This window comes from Micromonospora sp. C28SCA-DRY-2 (genome assembly GCF_030519475.1).
GTDB lineage: Bacteria > Actinomycetota > Actinomycetes > Mycobacteriales > Micromonosporaceae > Micromonospora.
Map to the genome: position 1 here is coordinate 1,092,152 of NZ_JAUMKD010000002.1, position 18,949 is coordinate 1,111,100.

The 18,949-nt window shown below is 69.2% G+C and carries 16 protein-coding genes; 6 read left to right on the forward strand and 10 right to left on the reverse strand.

Features of this window, described 5'->3' with window-relative positions:
* Window positions 1–180 precede the first annotated feature (180 nt).
* From Q3W71_RS13555 to Q3W71_RS13570, 4 genes are read right to left on the reverse strand one after another with little or no spacing between them, the layout of a single operon-like run.
* The gene (locus Q3W71_RS13555) at window positions 181–990 is read right to left on the reverse strand and encodes an inositol monophosphatase family protein (protein ID WP_302919599.1); all 810 of its coding nucleotides are present in this window, start codon (window positions 988–990) and stop codon (window positions 181–183) included.
* Window positions 983–1,435 (reverse strand): response regulator, encoded by a 453-nt coding sequence (locus Q3W71_RS13560; RefSeq protein ID WP_109947086.1) that lies wholly within the window; start codon window positions 1,433–1,435, stop codon window positions 983–985. The genes Q3W71_RS13555 and Q3W71_RS13560 overlap by 8 nt, the downstream gene beginning before the upstream one ends.
* A complete protein-coding gene (locus tag Q3W71_RS13565) occupies window positions 1,432–3,183 on the reverse strand; it encodes an ATP-binding protein (RefSeq protein ID WP_302919600.1) in 1,752 nt (583 codons plus the stop codon). Before Q3W71_RS13565 ends, Q3W71_RS13560 begins: the two co-directional genes overlap by 4 nt.
* On the reverse strand, window positions 3,180–4,379 hold the full coding sequence (locus Q3W71_RS13570) for a PP2C family protein-serine/threonine phosphatase (protein ID WP_302919601.1): 1,200 nt from the start codon (window positions 4,377–4,379) through the stop codon (window positions 3,180–3,182). The genes Q3W71_RS13565 and Q3W71_RS13570 overlap by 4 nt, the downstream gene beginning before the upstream one ends.
* 275 nt (window positions 4,380–4,654) lie before the next feature.
* On the opposite strand from Q3W71_RS13570, the gene Q3W71_RS13575 reads away from it, so the two are divergent.
* The 5 genes from Q3W71_RS13575 to Q3W71_RS13595 all read left to right on the forward strand — a co-directional run bounded on the left by Q3W71_RS13575 (window position 4,655) and on the right by Q3W71_RS13595 (window position 10,327).
* A complete protein-coding gene (locus Q3W71_RS13575) occupies window positions 4,655–7,075 on the forward strand; it encodes a M28 family peptidase (RefSeq protein WP_302919602.1) in 2,421 nt (806 codons plus the stop codon).
* A 136-nt stretch (window positions 7,076–7,211) separates the two neighbouring features.
* Window positions 7,212–7,778, forward strand: coding sequence for a TetR/AcrR family transcriptional regulator (locus Q3W71_RS13580; RefSeq protein WP_302919603.1), 567 nt, complete (start codon window positions 7,212–7,214; stop codon window positions 7,776–7,778).
* 83 nt (window positions 7,779–7,861) lie between these two features.
* Window positions 7,862–9,379 (forward strand): DHA2 family efflux MFS transporter permease subunit, encoded by a 1,518-nt coding sequence (locus Q3W71_RS13585; protein ID WP_302919604.1) that lies wholly within the window; start codon window positions 7,862–7,864, stop codon window positions 9,377–9,379.
* A 54-nt stretch (window positions 9,380–9,433) separates the two neighbouring features.
* Window positions 9,434–10,033, forward strand: a complete 600-nt coding sequence (locus Q3W71_RS13590; RefSeq protein WP_302919605.1) for an SRPBCC family protein — start codon at window positions 9,434–9,436, stop codon at window positions 10,031–10,033.
* 60 nt (window positions 10,034–10,093) lie between these two features.
* On the forward strand, window positions 10,094–10,327 hold the full coding sequence (locus Q3W71_RS13595; RefSeq protein ID WP_302919606.1) for a hypothetical protein: 234 nt from the start codon (window positions 10,094–10,096) through the stop codon (window positions 10,325–10,327).
* A gap of 270 nt (window positions 10,328–10,597) precedes the next feature.
* On the opposite strand, the gene Q3W71_RS13600 is transcribed toward Q3W71_RS13595, so the two are convergent.
* On the reverse strand, window positions 10,598–10,969 hold the full coding sequence (locus Q3W71_RS13600; protein ID WP_368050600.1) for a tyrosine-type recombinase/integrase: 372 nt from the start codon (window positions 10,967–10,969) through the stop codon (window positions 10,598–10,600).
* A 665-nt stretch (window positions 10,970–11,634) separates the two neighbouring features.
* Here Q3W71_RS13600 and Q3W71_RS13605 point away from each other — a divergent pair.
* The gene (locus Q3W71_RS13605; RefSeq protein WP_302917410.1) at window positions 11,635–12,729 is read left to right on the forward strand and encodes an IS110 family transposase; all 1,095 of its coding nucleotides are present in this window, start codon (window positions 11,635–11,637) and stop codon (window positions 12,727–12,729) included.
* A gap of 64 nt (window positions 12,730–12,793) precedes the next feature.
* Here Q3W71_RS13605 and Q3W71_RS13610 read toward each other — a convergent pair whose 3' ends face one another.
* The 5 genes from Q3W71_RS13610 to Q3W71_RS13630 form a co-directional block, all read right to left on the reverse strand.
* Window positions 12,794–14,995 carry a hypothetical protein gene (locus tag Q3W71_RS13610; protein WP_302919607.1) on the reverse strand — a complete coding sequence of 734 codons (2,202 nt, stop codon included), beginning with the start codon at window positions 14,993–14,995 and terminating at the stop codon, window positions 12,794–12,796.
* Between the two features lie 49 nt (window positions 14,996–15,044).
* The gene (locus Q3W71_RS13615) at window positions 15,045–16,184 is read right to left on the reverse strand and encodes a DNA cytosine methyltransferase (RefSeq protein WP_302919608.1); all 1,140 of its coding nucleotides are present in this window, start codon (window positions 16,182–16,184) and stop codon (window positions 15,045–15,047) included.
* Between the two features lie 100 nt (window positions 16,185–16,284).
* A complete protein-coding gene (locus tag Q3W71_RS13620) occupies window positions 16,285–17,577 on the reverse strand; it encodes a DNA sulfur modification protein DndB (protein ID WP_302919609.1) in 1,293 nt (430 codons plus the stop codon).
* A gap of 582 nt (window positions 17,578–18,159) precedes the next feature.
* On the reverse strand, window positions 18,160–18,414 hold the full coding sequence (locus Q3W71_RS13625) for a Smr/MutS family protein (RefSeq protein WP_013736060.1): 255 nt from the start codon (window positions 18,412–18,414) through the stop codon (window positions 18,160–18,162).
* Between the two features lie 163 nt (window positions 18,415–18,577).
* The gene (locus tag Q3W71_RS13630) at window positions 18,578–18,946 is read right to left on the reverse strand and encodes a M48 family metallopeptidase (protein WP_302919610.1); all 369 of its coding nucleotides are present in this window, start codon (window positions 18,944–18,946) and stop codon (window positions 18,578–18,580) included.
* Window positions 18,947–18,949: the final 3 nt, after the last annotated feature.

Genomic DNA, 18,949 nt, shown 5'->3' on the forward strand with positions numbered 1-18,949 from the left:
CCGGCGGTCAGGATACCGGACCACCGAGCCCTGACCAGCCCCCCGCGCCCCGGCGCCCCGCATCATCGACCCGCCGTGCCCACCCCCTCACCCACCGCTCTCCCGAGCCCCTTCGGGGCGGCCTTCCCGCGCCGGGAGGCCACTCTCCCCGCACGGGCGCGGCTCCCGTGGGCGGGACGGTCAGGGGGTGAGGAGGGCGTCGCGGACCTCGGTCCAGATCTCCTCGTTGGCGGCGACGAGCAGGCCGTGGCCCTCGTCCGCCGGGTGGTAGTCGGTGCCGTCGAAGCGCCGGGCCACCCCGCCGGCCGCCCGGACCAGCAGGGTGCCCGGCCCGTGGTCCCACGGCAGGGTCCGCCAGAAGAGCACGAACTGCTGGTCGCCGAGGAGGATGTCCAGGTACTCCCGGCCGGCGCAGTGCTGCCCGGGGAGCAGCTCGCCGAAGCGGGCGGCGCCGGTGTCGACGCTGGCCCGGGACGCCGGCGGCAGGAACCGGGTCATCGCCGCGCCGCGCAGCTCGCCGACCGGCGGTGCCGACGACGTGGTGCGCACCGGCCGCCCGTCGAGCCAGGCGCCCTCCCCCATCCGGGCGCTGGCCAGCGTGTCGGCGAGCGGGTCGAGCACCCACGCGGCGGCCGGCTCGCCGTCGGTCAGCAGGGCCACCATCAGCGCGAACGGGCGCCGGCCGGCGGCGAAGTTCGAGGTGCCGTCGACCGGGTCGACCAGCCAGACGTCGCCCGACCCGCGCAGGTGGCGCAGCAGGCCCGGGTCGTCGGCCACCGCCTCCTCGCCGACCACCACCGAGCCCGGACGCAACCGGCGCAGGGTCGCCGAGATCACCTCCTCGGCCCGCCGGTCGGCGACGGTGACGATCTCGCCGGGCGCCTTCTCGGCCACGTCGGCGTCGTCCAGCTTGCGGAACAGGGGCAGCACGACCTGGTCGGCGGTCTCGCGCAGCAGCCCACCGACGTCGTCGAGCAGGGTGTCAGCCACGCGGCGGCAGCTTCACCACGCTGACGAAGAACTCGTCGATCTGCCGGACCACCGAGATGAACCGCTCGAAGTCCACCGGCTTGGTCACGTACGCGTTGGCGTGCAGCTGGTAGCTGCGCAGGATGTCCTCGTCGGCCTGCGAGGTGGTCAGCACCACCACCGGGATCCGGCAGAGCTGCTCGTCCTTCTTGATCTCCTCGAGCACCTCCCGGCCGTCCCGCTTGGGCAGGTTCAGGTCGAGCAGGACCAGGTCGGGGGTGACCGCGTCCGCGTACTGGCCCTCGCGGCGCAGGTAGGCCAGCGCCTCGGCGCCGTCGGAGACGACGGTCAGCCGGTTGCGGAGCTTGTGCTCCTCGAACGCCTCCTGGGTCATCAACACGTCACCCGGGTCGTCCTCGACGAGCAGGACCTCGATCGGGCTCTTGCCGTCTGCCGGCGCGGTCATCCCACGGTCTCCTTCATGCCACCCGTTCTACCCTCGTCCGGCGCGCCCGGGGGGCCGTCCGCCGTCTGCGCTTCCTCGGCCCGTCCGGCCTGCTCGGGCACCGCCTCGCCGGCCTCCGCCGTCGGCTCGCCCGCCTCCTCCGCGCTCTCCGCGCCGTCCGCCGTCCCGGCGTCCTCGGTTGCCGCGGCGGCCGCCGCGACGTCCTCGGGCAGCGCGGGGAGGGTGAACCGGATCGCCGTCCCCTCGGGCACGTCGGTGTCCACCCAGACCCGGCCGCCGTGGTACTCGACGATCTTCTTGACGATCGCCAGGCCGATCCCGGTGCCCGGGTACGCGTCCTTGGCGTGCAGCCGCTGGAAGATGACGAAGATCTTGTCGGCGAACTCCGGCTCGATCCCGATGCCGTTGTCCTGGCAGGTGATCTCCCACTCGTCGCCGACCAGGCGGGCCGAGATGTGCACCCGGGGTCGCACGTCGGGACGGCGGAACTTGATCGAGTTGCTGACCAGGTTGGCCAGCAGGTTGGTCAGCAGCGGCTCCTCGCCGCGGATCACCGGCAGCTCGGACCAGGTCAGTTCGGCGTCGGCGTACTGCCGGGCCGCCTCGGTCTGCCCGGCCACGTCGCCCATCACCTTGTTCAGGTCGACCTCGGTGAAGCCGGCGGTGAGCCGGCCGATCCGGGAGAAGGCCAGCAGGTCGTTGATCAGGCGCTGCATCCGCTGCGCGCCGTCGACCGCGAAGGCGATGTACTGGTCGGCCCGCTCGTCGAGCTGCCCGGCGTAGCGGCGCTGGAGCAGCTGGCAGAAGCTGGCCACCTTGCGCAGCGGCTCCTGCAGGTCGTGCGAGGCCACGTACGCGAACTGCTCCAGGTCACGGTTGGACCGGGTCAGCTCCTCGGCCTGCTTCTGCAGCTGGCTGTTGACCCACTCGATGCGTTCCCGGGCCTCGCGTACCTCGGCCAGGTCCTTGGCGATCTTCCGCCGCATCGCGTCCACGTCGTCGGCGAGGCGGCGGAACTCCGGCGGGCCGGCGCCGGTGATGCCGTGCTGGTAGTCGCCCTCGGCGACCTCGCGCACCTGGTCGGCGAGCGCGGTCAGCGGGCGGACCACCATCCGGTCCAGCGACAGCAGCAGCACCGCACCGGTGACCACCACCACCAGCGCGGCGACGATCAGCAGGACGACCAGCAGGTTGCCGGTCCGCTGCACGTCCCGGGCACTCTTCTCCCGGGCGGCGACGATCTCGTCCTGGAGCGCGTTGACCGCCGCCCGGACCTGGTCGAACTGCTGGCGGGCCTGGTCGGTGACCAGCCCCTGGCCGGCGTCGGTGCCCTGCTGCTCGGTCGTGGCGATCACCGGCAGGGCGACCGACTGCCGCCACTGCTCGGCCCGGCTCTCGACCTGGCGCAGCTCCTGCCGGATCTCCGGGTAGTCGTCCAGCAGCCGCTCCATCGAGGCGACCCGGTCCCGCTCCAGCCGCAGCCCCTCGTCGTACGGGCCCAGGTCGGCCCGGTCGCCGCTGACCGCGAAGCCACGCACCGCCGTCTCCTGGTCCAGCAGCGCGTTGAGCAACTCCTGCGCCTGCACCCGCAGCGGGGCCGTCTTGTTCAGCACCGCGTCGGTCTTGGCCCGGTTCTGGGTGGCCACGAACGCCTCGGCCACGGCCAGGCCGACCAGCAGCAGGCCGACCACGGCGAGCAGCGTGACGACCCGCTGGCGCAGGGTCCAGCTGGAGGTCCCCCTGGTCACCGGCCACCACCCCGGCTGAGCAGCAGCATGGCGACGTCGTCGGCGAGCGGGCCGCCGTTGAGCTGCTCGGCCCGCCCGACCAGCCAGGCCGGCAGCTCGGGCAGCGGCACCTGCCGGCTGGCCGGCTCCGCGAGCAGGTCGTTCAGGCCGGGCACGTCGAGGCGCTCGTCGCCCTCGCCGATCCGGCCCTCGATCAGGCCGTCGGTGTACATCAACAGGGACCAGTCATCGGCGTCGAACTCCAGGTCGTAGGCGACCGGCCGGCGCGGCCGTACGCCCAGCAGCAGGCCGCCGGGGGCGGGAACCGGGGCGACCCGGCCCCGGGAGAGCAGCAGCGGCGGCGGATGGCCGGCCAGCCGCACGGTGGCCCGGTTGGCGTCCAGGTGCAGCCGGGCGGTGGCCACGGTCGCGAAGATCTCCTGCAACCGGCGCTCGCTCATCAGCACCTGCTCCAGCGCCGGCAGCACCTCGTCGTCGGGCACGCCGGCGAGGATCAGGGCCCGCCAGGCCACCCGGAGTTCGACGCCGAGCGCCGCCTCGTCGGCGCCGTGCCCGCAGACGTCGCCGACGATCAGGTCGAGCCGGTCGGGGCGGGTCTGCACCACGTCGTAGAAGTCGCCGCCGATCAGCGCGGCGTGCCGGCCCGGCCGGTAGAAGGCGTGCACCGCGACCTGGTCGGTGGTCATCAGCGGCTGCGGCAGCAGGCCGCGCTCCAGCCGGGCCGACTCGGCCTGGCGCAGCTCCACCTCGCGCAGCCGGCGGGCGTTCTCGTCGGCCCGCTTGCGCTCCACCGCGTAGCGCAGCGCGCGGGTCAGCAGCACCCCGTCGACCTGGCCCTTGACCAGGTAGTCCTGCGCTCCCTCGGCGACCGCGACGATGCCCAGGTGCTCGTCGGAGCGGCCGGTCAGCACGCAGACCGCGGCGCCGCTGGCCATGTCCAGCACCTGCCGGAGCCCGTCCAGCCCCTGCGCGTCGGGCAGGCCGAGGTCGAGCAGGACGCAGTCCACGCCCATCACCCGTTGCCGGGCCTCGCTCAGGCTGGTCGCGACGAGCAGGTCGATCATCGAGTTGGTCTCCGCGAGCAACTCGCCGACGAGGAAGGCGTCCCCCTCGTCGTCCTCGACCAGCAGCACCCGCAGCCGCTCGCCGGGCGGCAGGTTGGGGTGCCGTCCCAGGCCGCCGTGCGGGTACGGCACGACGGGGGAACCGGCCAGACCGGTCCCCCGGTACGGCCGGGTCACCGCCGCGAGACGCGGGAGTTCGCTGGTGATGTCGGGCTCCTTCCGAGTGCCCTGCTGATCCTGTATTAGACAACGGTCGCACACAACACGACGGACCCGGCGCGGGGCGGGATGGGACGGATCACTACCCGTTGCCGGACAAACCGGATCTGGGCCGGATCTGCCGGTGCCACCGGCGGCCAACGGGGTGCAGGATGATGCCCACCCTGGTCCCACCCCGAGGAGTCCCCGTGGGCGCACCCCCCACCCCCGCGGCCGAGCACGCGCCGGCCCGGCCCGGCTCGCCCGTGCTCGCCGCCGACCGGACGTTCGCCCGGCCCCGCCGCCGGTTGCTCGCCGCCGCGGCGGCCCTGGTCGCGCTGCTCGCCGTCGGCGCCGGCACCCTGCTCGACCTGCGCACCCCGGCGCCGCGCCCGGCCGACGCGCCGCCCGCGGAGTTCAGCGCGGCGCGGGCGTACGAGAACGTGAAGGTCATCGCGGCCCGGCCGCACGTGGCCGGCAGCCCGGCCAACGACCAGGTCCGCGCCCACGTCGAGGGGGTGCTGCGCGGGCTCGGCCTGGAGACCGAGGTGCAGGACACCGTCGCGCCGGAGGCCGGACAGCTCAGCGGCGCGGCCGGCGGCGCCACCCTGGCCCGGGTACGCAACGTGGTGGCCCGGCTGCCCGGCACCGACCCGACCGGCCGGGTCTTCCTGGTCGCCCACTACGACTCGGTGCAGACCGGGCCCGGCGGCAACGACGACGCCGCCGGCACCTCCACCATCCTGGAGGTGGCCCGGGCGCTCGCCACCGGCCCGCGACCGCGCAACGACATCGTCTTCGTGCTCACCGACGCCGAGGAGGCGTGCCTCTGCGGCGCCGCGGCCTTCGCCGCCAGCCACCCGCTGGCCGCCGACGGCGGGGTGGTGCTCAACCTGGAGGCCCGCGGCTCCACCGGGCCGGTGATCATGTTCGAGACGTCCCGGAACAACGCGGAGCTGGTGGACGTCTTCGGGCGGGCCGCGCCGCACCCGGTCGGCACCTCGTTCGCCGTGGAGATCTACCGGGCGCTGCCCAACGACACCGACTTCACCGCGTTCCTGGACCAGGACTTCCTCGGGCTGAACTCGGCGTACATCGACGGCGGGGCGATCTACCACACGCCGCTGGACACCCCGGCCGCGCTGGACCGGGCGAGCCTCCAGCACCACGGGGACAACGCGCTCGGCCTGGCCCGCGAGTTCGGCCGGGTCGACCTGGGCACGCTGCGCGCCGGCCAGGACGCCACCTACTTCCCGGTGCCCGGCGGGCTGGTCCACTACCCCGGCTGGCTGACCCTGCCGCTGGCCCTGGTCGCGCTGGCCGCGGTGGTCGCGCTCGGCTGGCTCACCCGCCGCCGCGGCCGGGCCACCGGGAAGAAGCTGGCCGCCGGGTTCGCGCTGGCGCTGGTGCCGATCGTGGCCGCCCCGGTGGCCGCCCAACTGCTCTGGGCGGCGGTCACCGCGACCCGGCCGGGCTACGCCGAGCTGCTCGACCCGTACCGGCCGACCTGGTACCGGCTGGCCGTGGTGGCGCTGGCCGTCGCCATCCTGTTCGCCTGGTACGCACTGACCCGCCGCCGGATCGGCCCGGCCGCGCTGGCGGTCGGCGCGCTGGGCTGGCTGGCCCTGCTCGGGGTGCTGCTCGCCGTGCTGGTGCCCGGTGGGGCGTACCTGCTCACCCTGCCGGCCCTGGCCGGCGCGCTCGGCGGGCTGGTGGCGCTGGCCACCCGGCTCGACGGCCCGTGGCCGGTGGTCGCGGTGACGGTGGCCGGCGCGGTGGCCGTGGTGATCCTGCTTCCGACGGTGGTGCTGCTCTTCCCGGCGCTCGGCATGGCGATGGGCGGGGTGGCCGCGCTGGTCGCGGTGCTGCTCGGCTTGGCCGCGCTGCCGGTGGTGGACCTGCTGCACCCGCAGGCCGGCGGCCAGCGCGGCCTGGTCGCGCTGCGCGCCCGCCGGCTCGGCGCGCTGCCGGCCGGAGCCGCCGCGCTGGCCGCGGTGGTGTTCGCCGGGGTCGGGCTCGCCGTCGACCGGTTCGACGCCGCGCACCCCGCGCCCACCCACCTGATGTACGCCCTGGACGCCGGCACCGGCCAGGCCCGCTGGCTCAGCCACGAGGCCGACCCGCAGCCCTGGACCGGCCAGTACGTGGACGGTCCGGTCTCCGTGGCCGACGACTTCCCCGGCCTGGGCGACGGCGAGCTGCTCGGCGGCCCGGCACAGGCGGCGAACCTGCCCGCCCCGAAATTGGACGTGCTCGCCGACAACACCGCCGGCGGCGAGCGCACGCTGCGGCTGCGGCTCACCCCGCAACGCCCGGTCCGGCTGGCCAGCCTGCACGTGGACTCGGCGACGGCGACAGTGCTGCGCGCCGAGGTGGCCGGCCGCTCGGTGCCGGTCGAGGCGCGGGACGGGAAGTGGGGCTTCGGCGTGGTCTTCCACGCCCCGCCGGCCGAGGGCATCGAGGTGACGCTGACCGTGGCGCCCAAGGCCGAGCGGGTGGAGCTGCGCGCGATGGACGCCAGCGACGGCCTGGACGCGCTGCCCGGCTTCCGGCCCCGTCCGGCGGACGTCGGGGTGGTCGGATCGCACAGCTCGGAGATGCTCGCGGTCGCCCGCACCTATCCGCTCTGACCGGCACCGGGAGTGGCCGTCGCACCCGTGGCCACTCCCGCCCGGCGGCATCCGCCGCCTTGACGCCCGTCGGTCACCACGCTACGAGGAAGGACCCGTGTTGCCGTCCGACATGGGTGTGTGGTTAACTACTCACATGTCGCCCTCCACCAAGTCCCGCACCTTGTCAACCGCTGAAGACCGCCGCCAGGAAGTGCTGTCGACGGCCATCGGGGCATTCGCGGCGCGCGGCTACTTCGGCACCACCACTGTCGAGGTCGCGAAGGCGGCCGGGATATCGCAGGCGTACCTGTACCGGCTGTTTCCCGACAAGGAATCGCTGTTCGCGGCAGTGGTCGAGCGGACCTTCGACCTGTTCCGGGAGAGCCTCGCCGAGGGCGCCGCAGCCGCCACCGGCAGCTCCCCCGAAGCGGTGCTGTCGGCGATGGGCGGCGCGTACGCCCAGTTGATCAGAGATCAGGACCTGCTGCTGGTCCAGATGCACGCGCAGTGCGCCGCGGTGTCGGTCCCGGAGGTCCGCAAGGCCGTGCGGCACGGCTACTCCCGGGTGGTGGAGTACGCCCGCAGCGTCTCGGGCGCCTCGGACGAGCAGTTGCAGGAGTTCATCGCCATGGGCGCGCTGTGCAACGTGGTGGTGACCATGGGCGCCGACGACGTCGACGCACCTTGGGCCAGGACGCTGTCGAGCGGACTGCGCCACTGACCGGCGCGGCGGTCGCCACTGACCGCCGCGCCGCTTCGGCGTCGGTAGTGAGTAATCAACCACTCTATTCAAGGAGTTGAGAAGTGAAGACCATCACCGAGACGAGCGGCGCCACCGTCGCCGCCCCGGCCGCCGGGCTGGCGGTCGTCGGCAGCGCCGGGCGGCGGCGCTGGGCCGTCCTGGCGTTGCTGGCCGTCGCGCAGTTCGCGGTCGTGCTCGACTCATCGATCATGAACATCGCCCTGCCGTCGATCGGCGACGAGCTGCGGGTCTCGCCGGAGAACCTGTCCTGGGTCATCAACGCCTACGTGCTGGCCTTCGGCGGCTTCCTGCTGCTCGGTGGCCGGCTGGCCGACCTGTTGGGCCGCAGGCGCATGTTCGTGGCCGGCCTGGTGCTGTTCGCCGCGGCCTCGCTGGTCGGTGGGCTGGCCACCGCGGCGTGGCAGCTCATCGCCGCACGGGCAGTGCAAGGGCTCGGCGGGGCGCTGCTCGCGCCCGCCGCGCTGTCGATCCTGACCACGATCTTCCCGGCGGGCGCCGAACGCAACAAGGCCCTCGGCGTCTGGGGTGCGGTCGCCGGTTCCGGCGCCGCGGCAGGCGTCCTGCTGGGCGGGGTCCTCACCGACGGGCTCGGCTGGGAATGGGTGCTGTTCATCAACGTCCCCATCGGGGCGGCCACCGCACTGCTGAGCCTGCGCCTCATCCCCGAAAGCCGTGGGCACGCCGGGCGCGACGGCTTCGATCTCGCAGGGGCGGCCACAGTCACCGGGGGCCTGACCGCTGCCGTGTACGGGATCGTCGAGGCGGAGTCGGCGGGCTGGGCCGCACCGACGACACTGGGGGTCTTCGCGGCCGCCGCCGTTCTGCTCGGCGCGTTCGTCATCATCGAGCGCCGCGCGACCTCTCCCGTGCTGCCGTTTGCGATCTTCCGGTTGCGCACCGTCCTCGGCGCGAACGTGACGATGCTGTTCGTCGGAGCCGCGATGTTCGGGCTGTTCTACTTCCTGTCGCTGTCGATGCAGCAGGTCCTGGGCTACACGCCGCTGCAGACCGGCCTCGCCCAGCTCCCCGTTGCCGGCACCCTGGTGGTGGCCGCCGGCCTGATCTCCCCGCTGGTCACCCGCATCGGCAGCAAGCCGGTGACCCTCGCGGGCCTCGCCGCCTTCGCCGCGGGTCTGGTCTGGTTCTCTCGGATGCCCGCCGACGCGGGGTTCGTCACCGATCTGCTCGGGCCCTCGCTCGTCGTCGGTGTCGGCCTCGCGGCGACGTTCGTCGCGCTCACCGTCAGCTCCGTCGAAGGCATCACCGACGCCGAGTCCGGACTGGCCAGCGGGCTCATCAACACCACCCAGCAGATCGGCGGCGCGCTCGGTCTGGCCGCCCTGACCGCCGTGGCCGCCGGCCGCACCGACAGCAGCCTCAACGGCGCCGTACCCGCCATCGCCCTCAACGAGGGCTTCCAGGCGGGGCTGCTCGTGGCCGCCGGAATCGTCGCCGCAGCCGTCGCGCTGACCGCCATCGTCTCCCGGGGCTCTCGCCCTGGCGGCCAGTTCGCTGCCACCACACCCGGGTCCGAGAGCCGCGCCCAGGCAGCAGCCTGACCTCTTAATGTCCAGCAAGTGAGTAATCAACCACTCTATCGGAGGAGATCCGCCATGAACAGGAACACGGCACTCAACCGCCGCCAGGCAGTCAAGGGTCTGCTGTACGGGACCGTTGCCGCCACCACGATCGCGGCCCTGGCCGAGCCCGCCGCGGCCCATCCCGACCACACCCCGGCCACCAACGCGGTCGCGGCGCGGCAGGTCCAGGTCGACGTTGACCGCGACGCCCAGGTCATCGTCGACCTGTCCATCACCATCGACGCCCCGCTGGCGGCCGTGTGGCAGTTGCACACCGCTATCGACCAGTGGCCGTCCTGGCAGCAGGACATCAACCGGGCCGAGCTGACCGGCCCGCTGCGCCCGGGTGGCTCGTTCGCCTGGGAGACCCATGGGCTGCCCATCGTCTCTACCATCCGCGAGGTCCGCCCCCTGCGGCGCATCGTGTGGGGCGGGCCGGCGCTGGGGATCGACGGCGTCCACGTATGGACCTTCACCCCGACCCACCACGGAGTCGTCGTGCACACCACCGAGTCCTGGGACGGCCCACCCATCGCCGCCGACCCCGAAGGCATGCGCGCCGCGCTCACCGCATCACTGACCTCCTGGCTCGCCGCCCTCAAGGCGACCGCCGAGGCGGCCGACCGACGGTGATCGGCACCAACGCGCGCGCCACGAGAAATCCACACCAGCCCAGTGAGTGATCAACCACTCGTGAACGAGGAGGAAGAACTGAGCACCGCTTCCGAAGTCGGCCTGGACGCCGCGCCCGAGCTGGCCGGCGCCGAGGACAGGACCGTCAAGAAGCTCAGGCACCGCCGGCAGCGCCGCATCGCGAAGGCCCTGCTGTACGCGGCCCTGATCGTCGCCGCCCTGTTCATCCTGGCCGAGCCCTGGCTGCTGCTGCCCGTCGGCATCGCCGCCGTCGCCGTCTCGCTGTGGGACTGACCGGAACCGCCATGGACGTCAACCGCAACGCCCAGATCGTCGTCGACGCCCCCCTCCACACCGCGTTGCGGCTGCACACGCCGACCCCCTGACAGCCTCCGGCGCCCACGGCACCGCCGTGGGCGCCGGACCGTTCAGAGACGCAGGTCAGGGGCCATACCGGCGCGCTACTTCCAGCGGAACTGCGTGAACAGGAGCGGACCAGCCCGTTGACCTGCGACGCAACGGCAACCCACGATCGCGGGAACAGATCGGGCACAACTCGGCCCATCACCGCGCCACCGCCAGCCGAGCGCCAGACAGCGCCGCGTCGACCAGGTTCCGCGTCCGATCGACCGCTTCTGGCCACTCCCCCGCATACGTGTTCAGGGTGATGATCGGCGTTGCGTGCCCCAACGCCGTCTGAACCGTCTTCACGCTTGCCCCGCCGTGGATCAGCAACGTGGCGAAGTAGTGCCGCAGACCGTGGTAGCCGAACCCCTCCGGCACCCCATCGACCGCTTCCACGGCCTTCTTCCACGGGTATGCCCACCCGGTTCGCTGGATCGGGTTGCTCCGGCCGCTCGTGAACAACAGCTTCGCCGTGCGAGTCACCGGTTTGCGTGGGTTCGTCTCATCAAGGCGGCCCGCAACGGGCCGCACGCGCCGCCGCCTGGGCGCGCGCCGGCCGCTGCCGCTGTCGCTCTGCGGCCGTCACGCCTGACGCCCGGCGGCTGGCGCGGACAGCGGGAAGCCCGGAGGGCCGCCGCAGAACGACAGACCGTTGATCGGTGGGGTGGTGGTGCTGGCAGCCGGCCGGGCCGCGCGGCCACGAGCCCGCGCGGCGTAGGGGAGCGGACGCCGGCCGCGACGGCGAACTGACGGCGGTCGCGGAGTTGCGGTTACTGCGCCTCCGGCGGGGGCGCTCCGGCTCCAGGATGGCCGGGGCTCCGCTGGCGGGTCACGGTCCGTGGGCGGTGACGCAGGGCCACCCCGCCTGCCACCGACCCGAGCAAGCCGAGCAGACCACCGCCCGACCCGCCAGCGTCCGAACATGCGTCAAGGTCCGCTTGACGTGGCGGGCCGGGCGGCGGCCCGCTCCCCAGGAGGGCGGGTCGGCGGCAGACAGTGAGGATGGTGGGGTAGGTCGCCGGGTTGGTCTGACTCACCGGCAGACCGACGGATACTGTCCTCATCCCGATTCGTCGGCCAGCCCGGTGGCCCCGGCAGCTGCATGTCACCGGTCAGGCGTCGTGACCTGATAGGAGCCTGTGCGAGAGGCGCCCACCACTGTGTTGTCCGCACCGCCTGACCGGTGACGTGTCCACGTGTTCTCGACGCATACGAGAAAGGCGGACCTCACCAGCATGGCAGCCAAGAAGCGATCGGTCATCGGTGGTGTCGACACCCACCGCGATACCCACCACGCCGCCGTGATCGACAGCACCGGCGGGCTCCTGGCCGACCACGAGTTCCCGGCCACCGCCGCTGGTTATGCGGACTTGCTGGCCTGGATGCGCTCCTTCGGCCGCCTGGTCGCGATCGGGGTAGAGGGCACCGGCAGCTACGGGGCGGGCCTGGCCCGGCACCTGGCCTGCCACAAGGTCACCGTCGTTGAGGTCGACCGCCCTGACCGCAGGACCCGCCGGACCAAGGGCAAGTCCGACCCCATCGACGCCATCGCCGCTGCCCGGGCCACTCTCGCCGGCACCGCCATGGGCACGCCGAAGACCCGCACCGGAGCCGTGGAAGCCATCCGCGCCCTACGAGTGGCCCGCCAGGGGGCGGTCAAGGCCCGCACCGCTGCGATCAATCAGATGCGCGGCCTGGTCACCGCCGCCCCCGAAAGTCTGCGAGCCCAGCTGACAAAGCTCAGCGCCGCAGTCCTGGTCAGCCGCTGCACCGCTCTGACCGTCGACCCGACCAGGCTCAACGACCCGGAACAAGCCACCACTGCTGCGCTGGCCGGACTCGCCCGACGAGTCAGCACCCTGACCGAGGAGATCACCACCCTCGACCGACAGCTGACACCGCTGGTCCGCCAGGCAGCACCACGCACCAGCGCCCTATTCGGCGTCGGCACCGACGTCGCCGCCCAACTGCTCACCACCGCCGGCGACAACCCCGACCGGCTGCGCTCGGAAGCAGCACTGGCCCACCTCTGCGGCGCAGCACCCATCCCCGCCAGCTCCGGACGAGTGCGCCGCCACCGCCTCCACCGCGGAGGCGACCGCGGCGCCAACCACGCCCTCCACACCATCGCCCTCTGCCGCCTGCGCTACGACCCACGCACCCGCGCCTACCAGCACCGACGCACCACGGAAGGCCTCAGCAAGCAAGAGATCCTCCGCTGCCTCAAGCGCTACATCGTCCGCGACGTCTACACCGCCCTACGAGCCGACTTCGCCGCCCTCGCCCCTTGACCTCCATAGGAGCATCGGGATGGTGTGAAATTCGCTGTCAGCAAGTCGAGAAGACGTCGTGCGGTCAAGGGAGCTCGAACAGGTACTTCCGGGCGAAGTCGCTCTTCAATTGATCAGCGTAGCGAGCCATCGCGGCGTTCCTCCGGCCATCGTCCAGGGCTTCAGCGGCCCTCACGCCTGCCATGATCTGACGAAAGGCTGCTTCGCCCATATTTCGTGACAGTTGAATGCCCAAGGAACTTGGAAAAACATTGCCGAAAGTTTGGCGTGCCTGATCAACGCTTGGCGCGAAAGCCAGAAAGTTCAGCAGGAAATCCGGACGCATGATGTACCGAGCGCCGTGGTTGGCCGCAACGAGTTCCCGCGTATGCCGCAAAATCGCGGTTTCCCTTGTCAGCCACCATGTGTTATAGCCGAATTCAGTGAGCTGTGAGGTCTCCCCATTTTGCTCACGCCGTCCGTAAACGGAACAAGCCAGAAGAGCGTCGTTTTGGGCTAGACGGAGATCCGGCTTGGTCACTAGGAGACGTTCGGTAAGCTCATCAACTGTCGCAGCTTCCACAACCTTCTTTAAGTCATCCGTACTTTGATAGGACATGCTGAAGGTGAATTGAAGATACCTTCTGATCTCGTCTAGTGCCTCAGGCCGATGCAGGGCGCCGTAATCACAGAACTGCTCAACAAAGGAGCGCCAGCTATCCGGAGCGGTTGTGCTCAGTAGGGGGTCAAGCTTTGCGTACAGGTACGTCCGATTGAGGATCTTCGGCGCAGCCGCGGCCATTTCCGGTGTTATCCGGTGTTCTATTGGCTGGATGTGGTTCTTGTACTCGAAGTCGCTTGCCCGCAAATGTCCTACGACCTCTTCTAGCACGGGCTGCGTAAGTATCAGCTTCGCCCCTGCCCTTGCGGCAAGAATCAACGCGTTCCTGGTGAGGCGGTCGGGTTCTGGAAGGTAGCGCTCGCTTAAGGCTCGCACCAACAGATCGCTACCCACGAGAAGATGGAAGTCTGCCGCCATATCTTGGAAGTACTGAACCAGCTTGGGTTCGGTGTTGAGCGTGAATAGCAGCGTGTATGTCCGAGCGAGTTTCCCCAGGTAGGATCGCTCTTCCGGGGTCGAATCGTAGAAGCAACCGCGTACCGTTGCTAGGCATGCCACCCCTAGTTCGATCGAACGTGCACCAGAAACTCGCGCTTCCGCTAACGCATCCCGCACCGCATCAGACATGGTCGGGTATTCTGCCGGCGCTTCTTGGCTTATGAAATGAGAGAACTCCAGTCCTTCCCGTTCAAATACCAGTTGAAAGGCTCGTAGCGTGATATGCGCTATCGCCCGCAGGCTTTTTTCGGGCATGTCCGGGTAGTTCTTGCTTGCCCTAGCATAGAAGTCGTTAAGCACTTGCAGGCGAAGGGCTTCGTCCTTCAGGTTTTGCTGCTCGATCAGTTCCCGACTATGGAAGGGGAGACAGAATTTGCGATCTCTCCTATACCAAGTAACCTTCCGACCCCCAGGCCTACCCTTAGTCGCCAAAGACTCCAGGCGGCCCTGCGCACGCCCGGCTACAAGTGCTTTCGCCGCAGGTATTTCCGAAAGAATCTTTTGCTCGACCTCTTCTGCCGTCATGAATTTATCTTGCTCCGGATCTGTCCCCTCAAGAGCCCAGAGCACGAGGCTGTCGATGACCGAGTTGACGAGAGACTCGTTCCCGCCCCGACGGTCCAGCTCCTGCCGAAGGAAAACGTAGACCGCGGGAGAGCGAACGTTGGCGGTTGGTGTGATGAGCGTGCTGGAACCAACGTGCCTCAGGAAATCCGTAAGGTGCCGTAGGTGTTCTTCGAAAGCATTTCGGGTGTTCTTGTCGCTGTTGATATGATTGACGATATATGAAGCGTCACGAATACGGATGGTTACTCCAAGCTCCTCGCCTAGAGTATCTTCCTCTCTGTCAATATGACGGATCGAGCGAGAGGTGAGGTAGTAAAGACTCCTCGGATTACGGCCGAACTCTTTCAGGCGAGCGACAGTGTGCCGAATCTTTGCTCGGAAATCTTCTTGAACCGTTGCTTGGTAGAAGATCTCAGCCGAGCCGCCCTTCTCGTAGACTCGGTCCCCCCCGAAGGCATCGGCGCCGCCATCCTTCACACCGCCCAATGGAAAGAAGTCAGCCCCGACCACACTGGGGTAAAACTGATTGATGAAACGCTCGAACGTTGATCCGTCGACTCGGTCCAGCGCGACCCTGACAAGCTCTGTGTTGATCGCCAAGACAGCCCCCTAGTGCACGTTCGCTCCGACGGTGCGGCGCACTCGACGCTCAGCGTGCTGTTATGCCCATTTCCGGTATAAGGGCATCAAAGATTGCTAGGCCGAGCGCTGGAGGCACCGCATTGCCGATCATCGTAGCGAGCGCCCCCCTTGAAGCAACCTGCTCGAACCGGAAATAGTCAGGGAACCCCTGGATCCTCGCTGCCTCGTGAGGCGTCAAGGCACGGGGCTGGTCGGGATGCATGTAGCGCCCCTGACCGATGCTGCCGAACCCGCTGGTCACCGTCTGCGCCGGCTGATCCCAGCGCAGCCTGCCATACATGGACTTGTAAGAGTGGTTACCTTGATGGCATCGGGGCCGGAGATCATTTGGGAGGTCGAAGGCGTCGTGGTCGAGCAACCACCGCATCCTCGCAAGGTTATCCGCGCTGACGCGGGACGGCCTGTCCCAGCCCTGCGGCTCGGCGATGTCGGCTAGGTCGCCGATGGCCCAGCGGAGGTCTCTGGCGTCGACTTGGCCCAAGCCGCCTAGCAACACTGCGGGCGGCGTCATGTCTGACGTCACGGCAACGAGAACATGGCGCCGGCGGCGCTGGGCAACGCCCAGGCGGTCGAGACCTACCACCGAGTCATGGACCTGATAGCCCAGCTGTTCAAGCTGAGAGATGGTCGCGGAGACAACGTTTGCCCGGTCATGCTTAACGGCGGGTACATTCTCGATCATCACAGCCCTGGGCCTCAGGACTTCGGCCGCTCGGGCTACCCGGAGGTAAAGCTCATTCTTCGGGTCGGACCGGCGCGTGTGATTATTGAGGTCGCTATGGCCTTGGCAGGGTGGACCGGCGACGAGGGCATGAACTGGATTCCCTACAGCGATCGCCAAAGCTTCCTCCGCTGTAGACAGGTCTGACCCCAGCGGAGCGTCCACGAGCGTCTCCACAGCAGCAAGCTGTGTGTGGGCCTTGGGAAAGTTCGCCCTGTACACGCCAACGGCTGCTTCGTCGAAGTCGACTGCAAGCCTCACATCTAGGGCGAGCCCGTGACTGGCAGCAGCTTGAGCAACACCCAGCGTAAGACCACCGCAGCCCGAAAAGAGATCAACAATGCGGAGAGGCCCGTCGCCCTCCTCGAAAGCTGGCCGCTCTACCGTCCTGAGTGGGTGAAGCGGCGACGAGCGGTGCGACGTCACAGGCCAGAGCTTACAGAGATCGTCCCAACTTCTCGAGTCTGGTCGCCCTGCTGTGACGCAAACGAGGTGAGGCACCTAAGCTCAGGTGCCTCACCTCGGTCTACTGCAGTTCCCCCATCAGCATGGGCTCTTGAGCCGGAGGCGGACTGGGGCGACCTCGGATCTGGGCAGCGCTCACTGGATTGGTCCCGTCGATCGCGTCCGACACCGCGTAGCCAACCTCCTTCGGGCCGGCGACCGTCGTCACTCCCTTTGGCGTCTTCCGTGTACCGATACCATCCCAGAATCCGTCCCGCTCCCATCTGATCTCCGAGAGCATGTCAAGGAGCTGCTTCACGGTGAGGCGGGGCTTATCCGAGGCGGGCTTCATGCTGCCGAGTGTGCGATTCGCAGCGACCCCAATCCCAGCCAGGATAGCAGGGCTTCCAATCAAGAACTTGTCCCGGTTAGCGAACTGAGCAGCAAAGGTCTGAAGGACCAGGTGCGCGACGTTAGCGACTTCAGCCTTTAACGACTCGAAGTCGACGTTATCCGGCATCGGCACCGGCTTAGCACCGTACTGCAACCCGGCCCGGCCGTACAGCGTCGTGACCACCAAGGTCCGAAGGGCGGAAAGCGTGATCCACTCTGGCGCGTTCTTCCCGACCTGTCTGCTCTGCTGCATCACCACCGCTGAGGTAGGTGTCCTCTGCCCGCTTGGGTGCTGGATCGCCATGGCCATCACCGCTCGGACGATCTGCGTTGCAGGATCGCGCTGGTCCTTGGCGATTGCCTCGTTCACGTTAACCTTCGCGCCCAGCACGTTGCGCTCGTAGAACAACGCCTGAAGGTCATCAACGGTCAAGCCGTGATGGATTTCAACGGGCACTCGAACATTCTCAAGAATTTCTTCCTCAATCAGCCCGGCCCGACTGAGCTCCCAAACCTTGTTGGTTACGAGCTGCCAGGCTGCGCGCTGCGTCTCACCGTCCACAGCAAGGAAGTAGCGGCTATAAGGAATTGCGACCCTAGCGGTGCCGTCACTCGGGTTTGGAACGACCGTAAGTTTCGACGTCGTGCCCAGGCAAATCGGCGGCGTGCCTCGATGCTTGCTCTTCTGGACCCGCTCCGCAATAAAATCCGCGTACTTCGGCAAGTTCGACTTTTTCGCGCCATTGAAGTAGCGCTGGATGGTCTCCCTCTTTTCGGCGAGGTCGACCAGGGCCGGGTTCGTGAACAGCGAGTGCTGGGCTCGCTTATCCTCGAACTGCATAGGGTCGGGCACCAGCTGCAGCAGGTGCCCCAGCGCGAGGGTGGCGAGGACCTGGTGGTCGTCCACCACCAAGCACGGGATGGCCGATGCCTTGCTCGGATCGATGAACGGGGGCGGGCTCTGCCCCTGTGGCGTGGTCACCTGTGACCAAACCTCCCTTTCAGGTTCCGGTCCGGATCGCGGTGCCGTACGCTCTGGGTGTCAACGAGAGAGCTTGGCGAATCCCGCTAGGACTCGAGGGAAGCCCCAGCCAGGTCTGGCTGGGGCTTCCTTATTGGACCAGAACTCGGGGCCAAGCTTCAAGGACTTCCGCCTACTCGAGTAGGCCCCAGCGCTACTCAAGTGCACGCTGGGGACCCCCGGGCTCCGTGGGGTCGGGTTCGCGGAGACGGAACGAACACCAGCTCAGGCTGCTGCTGCTCCTCGAGCTTGGCTTCGGCGACCCCCTACGCGGACGCCCTGCTGAACTTTTTCAGCGGCTTCCCACGTAGTGGGACGAGCCGTCGGCCAGCCAACAAACCTCGGTGACCCGGTCGATGGCCGGCGACCTCCGTGCCGAGCTGTCAACAACCGCCACGTCGGAAATCCTGGGTTCAGGGCCGGGAACAGATCCAGCACAACCGAGCGCGAGTAGCGGCGGAAGATGCCGGAAAGTGACGGAAGGCGTTTCTGCTGGTCGGGGGCTATGTCGGCGAGGCGTAGGAGGTTAGGTAGCTGCGGCCCTTACTTCCAGCGGAAGTGGACGAAGAGGCGGCCGAAGTTCTTCGAATCCTTCTCGACCCGGTGGTAGAGCTGCTTGACGTCCTTCTGGTCGAGGAACCGCAGCACCCGCTTCTTCAGCTGGCCGGAGCCCTTGCCGGGGATGATCTCGACGAGGGTGGCCTTCTTCGCCACCGCCTCGTCCATGATCCCGCGCAGCGCGCGGTCGATGTCGTGGCCCTTGTTGAAGATGTCGTGCAGGTCCAGCTTCAGCTTCACGCCGCACCCACCGGCAGGTCAGGTCCCATGGACTCGATGGTAGGCCGCCCGCTTCGGCTGATCCGGGTGCGGATCGGGCGGGCGGCGGAGACAGGTCGGGGCAGCCCTGTCGAGCTGCCCCGTCCATGCGACCACACCCCGGGCGCGTCGCCCGGTCTCCGCGTCACCGACCGCCGGCGACCCGGGTCTCGACCCGGCGCAGGGCGGTGCGGTAGTCGTCGTTGCCCGAGTGCATCGCCGCCGCGATGCGCAGGTGCCGCAGCGCGTCGGCGGGCCGGTTCAGCCGCTCCAGCGTCCGGCCCAGCACGTGGTGGGCGTAATGGTCGCTGGGGTCCCGGTCGACCAGTTCCCGCAGCTGCTCCTCGGCCCGGCCGAGCTGGGCCGACTGGAAGTACGCCCGGGCCAGCAGCTGGCGGACCGCGGCGTTGCCCGGCTCGGCCTCGACGATCGGTTCGAGCAGCCGGGCCGCTCCGGTCGGGTCACCGGCTTCGAAGAACAGGTTCGCCCGCCGGTACTCGGCCAGAAGATCCATCGC

Excerpts from the sequence above, each read along its gene's own strand:
- Q3W71_RS13560 (WP_109947086.1), bottom strand. The coding sequence starts at position 1,435 with ATGACCGCGCCGGCAGACGGCAAGAGCCCGATCGAGGTCCTGCTCGTC.
- Q3W71_RS13590 (WP_302919605.1), top strand. The coding sequence starts at position 9,434 with ATGAACAGGAACACGGCACTCAACCGCCGCCAGGCAGTCAAGGGTCTG.
- Q3W71_RS13580 (WP_302919603.1), top strand. The coding sequence starts at position 7,212 with ATGTCGCCCTCCACCAAGTCCCGCACCTTGTCAACCGCTGAAGACCGC.
- Q3W71_RS13630 (WP_302919610.1), bottom strand. The coding sequence starts at position 18,946 with ATGGATCTTCTGGCCGAGTACCGGCGGGCGAACCTGTTCTTCGAAGCC.